At 64.7% G+C, this 8,747-nt stretch carries 9 protein-coding genes; 5 read left to right on the top strand and 4 right to left on the bottom strand.

The window, feature by feature from the left end:
* Positions 1-285: 285 nt before the first annotated feature.
* A complete protein-coding gene (locus AAHE99_RS11190; protein ID WP_342117260.1) occupies positions 286-564 on the top strand; it encodes a hypothetical protein in 279 nt (92 codons plus the stop codon).
* Positions 565-573: 9 nt separating this feature from the next.
* On the opposite strand, the gene xerD is transcribed toward AAHE99_RS11190, so the two are convergent.
* The 3 genes from xerD to AAHE99_RS11175 form a co-directional block, all read right to left on the bottom strand.
* Positions 574-1,476: a site-specific tyrosine recombinase XerD gene (gene xerD / locus AAHE99_RS11185; RefSeq protein ID WP_342117259.1), complete on the bottom strand. Its 903-nt coding sequence runs from the start codon at positions 1,474-1,476 to the stop codon at positions 574-576.
* Positions 1,452-1,976 (bottom strand): methylated-DNA--[protein]-cysteine S-methyltransferase, encoded by a 525-nt coding sequence (locus tag AAHE99_RS11180; RefSeq protein WP_342117257.1) that lies wholly within the window; start codon positions 1,974-1,976, stop codon positions 1,452-1,454. Before AAHE99_RS11180 ends, xerD begins: the two co-directional genes overlap by 25 nt.
* A gap of 327 nt (positions 1,977-2,303) precedes the next feature.
* Complete coding sequence (locus AAHE99_RS11175; protein ID WP_342117256.1) at positions 2,304-3,296, bottom strand: TRAP transporter substrate-binding protein; 993 nt, start codon at positions 3,294-3,296, stop codon at positions 2,304-2,306.
* 122 nt (positions 3,297-3,418) lie between these two features.
* On the opposite strand from AAHE99_RS11175, the gene AAHE99_RS11170 reads away from it, so the two are divergent.
* Genes AAHE99_RS11170 through AAHE99_RS11155 form a run of 4 tightly spaced genes read left to right on the top strand, consistent with a single transcriptional unit; the run spans position 3,419 to position 7,321 of the window.
* A complete protein-coding gene (locus AAHE99_RS11170) occupies positions 3,419-5,377 on the top strand; it encodes a sensor histidine kinase (RefSeq protein WP_342117255.1) in 1,959 nt (652 codons plus the stop codon).
* A 14-nt stretch (positions 5,378-5,391) separates the two neighbouring features.
* Positions 5,392-5,979, top strand: coding sequence for a response regulator transcription factor (locus AAHE99_RS11165; protein ID WP_342117254.1), 588 nt, complete (start codon positions 5,392-5,394; stop codon positions 5,977-5,979).
* A 60-nt stretch (positions 5,980-6,039) separates the two neighbouring features.
* Complete coding sequence (locus tag AAHE99_RS11160; protein WP_342117253.1) at positions 6,040-6,471, top strand: MarR family winged helix-turn-helix transcriptional regulator; 432 nt, start codon at positions 6,040-6,042, stop codon at positions 6,469-6,471.
* 4 nt (positions 6,472-6,475) lie between these two features.
* Positions 6,476-7,321, top strand: a complete 846-nt coding sequence (locus tag AAHE99_RS11155) for a CPBP family intramembrane glutamic endopeptidase (RefSeq protein WP_342117252.1) — start codon at positions 6,476-6,478, stop codon at positions 7,319-7,321.
* Here the strand turns inward: AAHE99_RS11155 and AAHE99_RS11150 are convergent.
* A complete protein-coding gene (locus tag AAHE99_RS11150) occupies positions 7,308-8,684 on the bottom strand; it encodes a GGDEF domain-containing protein (RefSeq protein WP_342117250.1) in 1,377 nt (458 codons plus the stop codon). The genes AAHE99_RS11155 and AAHE99_RS11150 overlap by 14 nt on opposite strands.
* Positions 8,685-8,747: the final 63 nt, after the last annotated feature.

Below are 8,747 nucleotides of genomic sequence, written 5' to 3'. Positions count from 1 at the left end.
TGCTGTCGGTTTCGGCTGTCTCGTAACCGGCTTCGTCGGCTTCCTGTTCGCCGGCAGGCTGGTGCTTCGCCGCTAGCTTTTTCTGCGCTTTCTCTTCCGCCTTGCGTTTTTTCTCCAGTTCGCGCTGCCGCTTTTCATACTGGAAATTCGTCTTAGCCATTTGCTACCCTCCTGTTGATGGTCTGGAGCAATGGTGACTCCGGTGTGGGCATACGCATTTGATCCATGTCAAACTCCGACGCCTTCAGGTGACTAGTCTACCTGTTCCACTTCAAAGGAGGAGATATGCAAAACTTTGAGTACCTGAGCCATGTGCAGCGCATGTATTTGGACTCCTGGCGCCGCTGCAGTGATGCAAGCCTTGCCTGGGTGCGCGCGGTGATGGATGAATCCAAGCGCCTCAGTGAGGACATCCTGCAACTGTCGTCTCAAACGCAAGTGGCGCAAGCGCCTACCGGGGAAGAACCGGCCGAGCAAACAGAACAGCCGCCCCAGCATGGCTCGGAGAAGCGCCACCATGGCCACGGCAAGGGCGGCCATGAGGGCGCCTCCACCATGCATTAAGGAGCAGTTTCAGCCGCGCGGGTGATGCTGGGCGTGCAGCTGCTTCAGGCGCTCCCGCGCTACATGGGTGTAAATCTGGGTGGTGGAAATATCCGAGTGCCCAAGCAGTAGCTGGACCACACGCAAATCGGCGCCGTGGTTCAGCAGGTGGGTGGCGAAGGCGTGGCGCAAGGTGTGCGGTGAGAGCGGTGCGGTGATCCCGGCCTTCACGGCATGTTTCTTTACCACTACCCAGAACATTTGCCGCGTCATCGGCCCGCCGCGTCCGGTCACAAACAGGGCGTCGTCCTGCTGGCCATTGAGGATCTGGCCGCGTGCTTCACGCAGGTAGCGTTCGATCCATAAGCGCGCTTGCTCGCCGAACGGCACCAGGCGGGTCTTGGCGCCTTTGCCGGTGATGCGCAGCACGCCGTCGTTCATGCTCAGTTCGAGCGTTTTCAGCGCCACCAGCTCGGACACGCGCAGGCCGCTGGCATACATCAGTTCCAGCATGGTGCGGTCGCGGATGCCGAGCGGGGTGCGCAAGTCCGGCGCGGCCAGCAGCGCTTCCACCTGGGCTTCGCTCAGGGTGTGCACGAAGCGCAGCGGCTGCTTGGCCGAGTCCATGCGCAGGCAGGGATCTTCCGAGATATAGCGCTGGCGCAGCGCCAGCTGGTAGAAGCGTTTCAGCGCCGACAGGCGGCGGTTGGCCGAGCTGGCCTTGGTGTCTTCATGGCGGGCGGCGAAATAGGCTTGCAAGTCGGCGGTGCCGGCGGCGTGCAGGCCGGCCACGGCGGGGCGGGCGGTTTCCAGCCAGCGCGCGAAGGCGGTCAGGTCGCGCCGGTAGGCGTCGAGGGAATTCTTGGACAGCCCGTCTTCCAGCCACAAGCTGTCGCAGAACTCGTCGATCAGAGCAAGGTTGCCTGCTGCCATTGGTACTCTTTGTGTCCTTCGTGCGCCAGCAGCCAGCGTTTCACGCCAAGGGTGAAGCCGTTCTGGTCATCGCTGCCGGCAAAGCCGCCAATGCCGTCGGCCGCCATCACGCGGTGGCAAGGCACCAGCGGCGGGAAGGGGTTGCTGCGGCAGGCCTGGCCGACGGCGCGCGCCACCGAATCCAGGTGTTTGGCCAGCTCGCCGTAGGTGCGCACCTGGCCGCGCGGGATATCGCGCAGGGTTTGCCACACGCGGCGCTGGAATTCGCTGCCGCGCAGCGCCAGCGGCAGGTCGAAGCGGTAGTCGGCATCGGCGCAGTAGGCCAGCAGCTGCTGCGCCGCGAGTTCGGCCACGGCATTGGTGGGCGCCTTTTCCGGCGTATCGGCGGGCAGGTAGAACATTTCCGTCACCACGGCGCCGGCGGCGCCAATCCCCATCGCGCCGAACGGCAGGTGGATGATGGCGGCGAAATCGCGGCCGCCTTGTTGTATTTCCGTCACGGTTGCTCCATTCATACTGTGGCATTCATGCTACACCAGCGCGCCAGGATAGGGCAAAAAAAAACGCACCCGAAGGTGCGTCTTGAGTCTTTTTTTCGCCGCCCCGGCCGTTTAACCCCGCTTGTGGCGATGGCCAACTGCATACTGTCAGGCGTCGTGTCTCCTCTATCTATCGCAGCCGCGCTGCTAATTCTTCTTCTTCACTCCCCACTAAACTCGTGTCCTTTGCCACCTTGGTGCATGCTGCACCGTTCAGGGGCGTCGCCATAGTAACCGATCTCTTTTCAAATATCGTTATTTATTTTGAGCAACTTGACAGCGGGGAGTTTACTTGGCTGTTTCGCGGTTGATCGCCTGGATCAGGTCTTTGCCGATGCGGTCTTCCACCTGCTTCTGCACCGGCAAAAGGGCATTGCGCCACAGGGCTTGTTCCTGCGCGCTGAGGGTGGTGATCTGGGTCTTGCCGGATTTGCGGATCGCTTCCAGCGCCATATCGTTGTCGCGCTGGGCAATCGCTTTTTCGTAGGTGGTGGTTTCTTTCATCGCCGCTTCCAGCTGGCTGCGGATGTCGGCCGGCAGTCCATCCCAGAACTTCTTGTTGACGATGACGGCGTAGCCCAGGTAGCCGTGGTTGGAGATGGTCAGGTGCTTCTGCACCTCATGCATCTTCTGGGTGTACATATTGGATGGCGGGTTCTCGGTGCCATCCACCACGCCGGTCTGCAGCGCGACATAGGCTTCGGAGAAGGCCAGCGCCTGCGGCACCGCACCCAGGGCGCGCATCTGCGCGTCCAGCACCTTGGACGACTGGATCCGCATCTTCAGGCCGCGGAAGTCGGCCGGCACGCGCAGCTGCCGGTTGGCCGACATGATCTTGAATCCATTGTCCCAGTACGCCAGGCCGGTGATGCCTTTGCTCTCCAGCTTTTGCAGCAGGCTCTTGCCGATCGGCCCTTCGGTCACGTTGTACAGGGCGGTCTTGTTGGGGAAGACGTAGGGCAGGTCGAAGACTTCGAATTCCTTCACGCCGAGCGGGCCGAATTTGGCCAGCGAGGGCGCCAGCATCTGCACCGCACCGAGTTGCAGGGCCTCCAGTTCTTCCTTGTCCTTATACAGCTGGCTGTTCGGGAAGACCTGGACTTTCACGCGGCCGCGCGTGGCTTTTTCCGCCAGCTGCTTGAAGCGTTCCGCCGCCTGCCCCTTGGGCGTATCCGGCGCTACCACGTGGCTGAATTTGATGACGATGGGCGCCTGTGCCAACGCTTGGGACGTGACAAGGACGGCCGCGCCGAAGGCGGCCAGGAGGGTCTTCAGATGCATGGCGTCTCCCGGCGATATTTGTGCATTATTATTCTCAACATACATTGTGTGCAGTGAAATATTGGCACACAACTGTGGAAAACCACAATACAACCGGCAACAGGATTCGCTACCCTCGGCGCATGTCCAAACGTATCTTCCTCCCCTCCCCTGTGCGCTGGCTGTTGCCGGTCGTGCTGGTGCTGCTGTTCGTCGCCATCGTATTCTGGCTGCCATGGCAGGCGCGCCAGCTTGAAAGCACGGAGCGCCAGGAGCAGCTGATCGCCGATACCCTGTGGGTGGAGCAATCGATCCGCTTCCAGCTTGGACGGCATGAGGAAAGCCTGCGCGGCCTGGCCAACGACATCGCCGGCGGCCGCCTGCCCGCGGGCGAGGTGCAGCAGCGCATGGCGCGCATCCTGAAGAACGGGGCGGAACTGAAAAAGGTGGTGCTGCTGGCGCCCGACGGCCGCATTGTCGCCAGCAGCGACGCCGGCGCCGCGCCGTCGGGCGCCCCCGCTGGTCTCAGCCAGGCCGCGCTGGCCACCCAGGACCGCGCGCGCCGCTCGCGCAGCCCGATCTACGCCGAGCCCGAGGCGGGGCCGGCGCAGCTGATGATGGACTTGTACGTCCCGGTCTATCACGGCGACGAGTGGCAGGGCAGCCTGGTGGCGACCTTCCAGCTCAGTAGCCTGCTCGATGAAATGGTGCCGTGGTGGTTTGCGCAGGACAACCAGATCAGTCTTCTCGACCGCGACGACAAGGTGCTGGCCAGCCGCAGCGCCGCCGGCCAGGGCCACGGCGTGTACACCCACAAGCGTGCGCTCGACCTGCCGGGCGCCTCCATCACCCTGATGACCGACAGCGTGAAGGCGGAACCGAAGCTGCTGCCCAACCTGCTGGTCGGCTCGGTGGTGGCGCTGTCGCTTGCGCTGTTATGGAGCCTGTTCGCGCTGTGGAGCCACATCTCGCGGCGCCTGGCGGCAGAGGGCGAGCTGCGGCAGCAGATGGCCTTCCGCACGGCGATGGAAAATTCGCTGGTAACCGGCCTGCGCGCGCGCGACCTGGAGGGCCGCATCACCTACGTCAATCCCGCCTTTTGCCAGATGGTGGGCTATCCAGCGCAAGACTTGATCGGACGTTCGCCGCCCATGCCCTATTGGGCGCCGGACGTCATGGCGGAGTACCAGAACCGCCTGGCCAACGTGCTGGCCGGCTCCATCACGCCGGAATTCGAAACCGTGTTCCAGCGCCCGGACGGCACGCGCATCCCGGTGCTGGTGTTCGAGGCGCCGCTGGTGGACCAGGCCGGACACCATACGGGCTTCATGGGCTCCATCCTCGACATCTCGGACCGCAAGCGCATGGAGGAACTGAACCGCCAGCACCAGGAAAAGCTGCAGGCCAGCGCGCGCCTGGCCACCATGGGCGAAATTGCGTCCATGCTGGCGCATGAACTGAACCAGCCGCTGGCTGCCATTTCGAGCTACACCACCGGCGCGCTGAACGTGCTGGCGCGCGGCGGCGATGCGGCCACGCTCAAGCCGGCGCTGGAGCAGGCCGGCGCCCAGGCCCAGCGCGCCGGCCAGATCATCCGCAGCGTGCACGAATTCGTGAAGAACCGCGAAACGGAGCGGCAGGATGTGGCGCTGCTGGCGATGCTGGACAGCATCCTGGCCCTGATCGAAATGCAGGCGCGCCAGCACCATGTCTCGCTGCAGCTGGATATTCCCGAGTCGCTGCCGCAGGTGCGGGCCGACCGCATGCTGGTCGAGCAGGTACTGCTCAACCTGACCCGCAACGGCATTGAGGCCATGGCCGATGCGCATCCGCTGAAACGCGTACTGCGCGTGGTGGCCCACCACGATGCCGATGCGCGCATGGTGGTGGTGCAGGTCATCGACAACGGCCACGGCATCCCGCAGGACGTGGCCGAGCGCCTGTTCTCGCCCTTCTTCTCCACCAAGGCGGAAGGCATGGGCATGGGGCTCAATATCTGCCGCACGGCGATCGAATTCCACGGCGGCACACTCACGCACCGCGAAAACCCGCAAGGCGGTACCATATTCACATTCACGCTGCCGGTGGCCGGTGGCGGATAACGGAGACACCCAGAATGCTACATATCGTTGACGATGAAGCCGTGGTGCGCGACGCCCTGCTTTGGCTCGCCTCCTCGCGCGGCATCGCCGCCACTGCCTACGACGGCGCGGCGCCCTTCCTGGCCTTCGTGCAGGCGGGCAGCTTCGATGCGGAAGGCGACTGCGTGCTGCTGGATGTGCGTATGCCCGAGACCAGCGGCATCGCCGTGTTCGACCAGCTGGCGGCGCAGGCCCTGACGGCGCGCTTGCCCGTCATCTTCCTGACCGGCCACGGCGACGTGCCGATGGCGGTGGATAGCCTCAAGCGCGGGGCCTTCGACTTTTTCGAAAAACCGTTCAACGACAACCAGCTGATGGACCGCGTGCAGGAAGGCCTGGCCGCCTCGCGCCAGGCCGGCGGCAAAGCTGCCATCCAGGCGCGCCTGGCCACGCTGTCGACCCGCGAGCGCGAAGTGCTGGAGCTGATACTGGCGGGTAAAATGAACAAGGTGGTGGCCGATGAACTGGGCATCTCCATGCGTACCGTGGAGGTGCACCGCGCCCATATCTTCGACAAGATGCAGGTCAAGACCGCGGTGGAACTGGCCGGGCTCCTAAAATAATTACATAAGCACTTATACATGTGGTATTCTGGGTCCATGAAACAAGGACTCGGAACCCAATTGCGCCATTTGATCGAACTGCTGGACGGAGCGGTACAGGATGCCTACGTCGAAGCAGGCCTGGATTACCGCCCGCGCTTTACGCCCGTGATGCGCGCGCTGGCGGGCGGCAAGCCGCATACCGTCAGCCAGATCGCCGAAGTGGCCGGCATCACCCAGCCTGCCGCCACGCAGACCGTCAACCTGATGGTGAAGGAAGGCTGGCTGGTGGCCCAGTCCAGCCCCACCGACGCGCGCCAGAAGCTGCTGGTACTAAGCGCCCAGGGCAAGCGCCTGCTGCCCAAGCTGCAGGCCTGCTGGCGCGCCACCGCCGCCGCTGCCGACGACCTCGACACCGAACTGCCGCATCCCCTGTCCGACACGCTGGCGCGCGCCATTGAGGCATTGGAGCGCCGCCCTTTTGGTGAACGTATCCGCAAAGCGAAGGAGTAGAACCATGCAGCATGCCATCCCTGCCGCCACTGCCGCCGGGTCCACGCTGCCGCTGCGCACGCGCCTGGCCCGCAACCCGCTGGTGCGCATCGTCGCCGGCATCGCCTGCGTGCTGCTGCCGCTGCTGCTCACCATGGCGCTGGCGCAGGGCCTGGTCGCCAAAGAGTGGCGCCTGGGATGGCCTTACCTGCTGGCCGCCGCGCTGTGCCTGGGCGGCTACAACTTCTATGTGCGCCGCTTCGAGCAGCGCGCCGCGCAGGAAGCCGCACTGGCCGGCCGCATCCCTGACCTGCTGCGCGGCCTCGGCATCGGGGCCGCGCTGTCCATGGCGGTCACCGGCGTGCTGATGGCGGCCGGCGCCCTGGCGGTCAGCGGCAGTGCTTCCTTCGCGCTGGTGCTCAAACCGCTGCCGGAGCAGGCCATGGTCGCCATCATGGAAGAGCTGCTGTTCCGCGCCGTGCTGTTCCGCGTCACCGAGGAGCGCTGGGGCACCCGCACCGCGCTGGTGGCGAATGTACTGCTGTTCGCCCTGGCCCACCTGCCAAACGAGCACGTGACCGCGCTGGCGGTGCTGAACACCGGCATCGCGGGCCTCGGTTTCTGCGCCGCGTGGATGCTGACGCGCAGCCTGTGGCTGCCGGTTGGCATGCACTTCGCGTGGAATTATCTGTTCGACGGCGTGATCGGCGTTCCGGTCTCCGGCCACGCCGCGCGCGGCTGGCTGCAGGTGCAGATGTCCGGTCCGGAGTGGCTGAGCGGCGGCGCCTATGGCGTGGAAGCGTCGCTGGCGACCCTGCTGCTATGGGCCGTAGCCGCGGCATGGATGCTGCGTAACGCTAAACGCCCATGACGGCCTGGTTGCGGCCGCCCTGCTTGGCGCGGTATAGCGCCTGGTCGGCGCGCCGCACCCAGTGCTCAAAACTTGGCTCGTACTTGTCGCTGACCGCGACGCCCAGGCTGATGTGGCAGCGGAACACCTGGCCGTCATGGCAAATCTCGGCGGCCGCCACCCGTTCGCGCAGGCGTTCGGCGAACACGAAAGCGCCTTCGCGTCCGGTTTCCGGCAGCACGATCAGGAACTCCTCGCCGCCATAGCGCGCCGCCACATCGACTTCGCGCATGACGGAACGGATGCTGGCCGCCAGCGAACGCAGGGCCGCATCGCCACCCGGATGCCCATACCGGTCGTTGACCTGCTTGAAGTGGTCGATGTCAAGCAGCACCAGCGCCGAAGCATGGCCGGAGCGGCGCGCACGGTGCCATTCGATGTCAAGCTGGTGGTCGGCGGCGCGGCGGTTCAGCAGGCCGGTCAGCGCATCGGTGGTGGCCAGGCGCTCCAGGTCCAGGTTCATGCGCTGCAGTTCGGACAGCAGGCCGTCGGTCGACTCCTGCCAGTGCGAGAACAGCTGGTAGCCGAAGAAGGCAATCACCACGATGATGGCTGCGAACACCCAGTAGAAAATCCACACGGTCTGGCGGAACACTTCCGCCGTGCCGGCGGCGTCGGCCTCCGCCAGGCGGATCGTGACAAAGCCATACACCAGCACACCGGTCGCCACCGCCGCCAGCATGCGCAGCACCGAGCGGCGCGAACCGCCGCGCCGCTTGCGCATCAGTTCCTGGCGTTCCAGCTGCCAGCGCGCCACACGTGGCCACAGCAGCGCCATGGCGGGACCGCCAATGAATACGCTTTGCAGGAAGGAGCCCAGCCACCAGCCCTGCCAGATCGGCAGCTGCGCGCCCGGCGCCAGGTGGTTGGTATAGCTCCAGATCAGCGCACCGGCCGAACCGAAAATGCTGGCGATGAAACTGAGCTGGACATAGAACAGGATGGAGGTCAGGTTGCGCAAATCGCGCCGCATGACGATGGCGCGGTAGCCCACCGCCATCATGGTGAAGCCGAGCGGGTTGGCGCAGGCGAACAGCAAGGCCCACTGCAAAGGCATGCCGGCGTACAGCGCCAGCACCAGGGTTGAGCAATAGGCGGGAATCGCGCCCCACCACCAGCCCAGGGTCAGCGTCAGCAGCAGGCAGATTGGCAGTGGGGGATATACCGTGACATAGGCAGTCACGCCGCCGATGTCGACAGGCAGCCCGGACCAGCCCCATTTGACCGTCGCCAGGCCAAGTCCGACGCAGAGCACCAGCAACAGCAGCCAACCGCCCAAAATGGCGTGCTTTTCCGCCGCACTGCCATGACGCCAGACATGCAAAGGAGACAACTCGCGATAACTCTGTACAGCTTCCGCAAATGGTGACAATTTGTTACTCGGGCT

Source organism: Pseudoduganella sp. OTU4001 (assembly GCF_038440195.1).
GTDB lineage: Bacteria > Pseudomonadota > Gammaproteobacteria > Burkholderiales > Burkholderiaceae_D > Rugamonas.
This window is presented reverse-complemented; position numbering and strand designations above follow the sequence as displayed.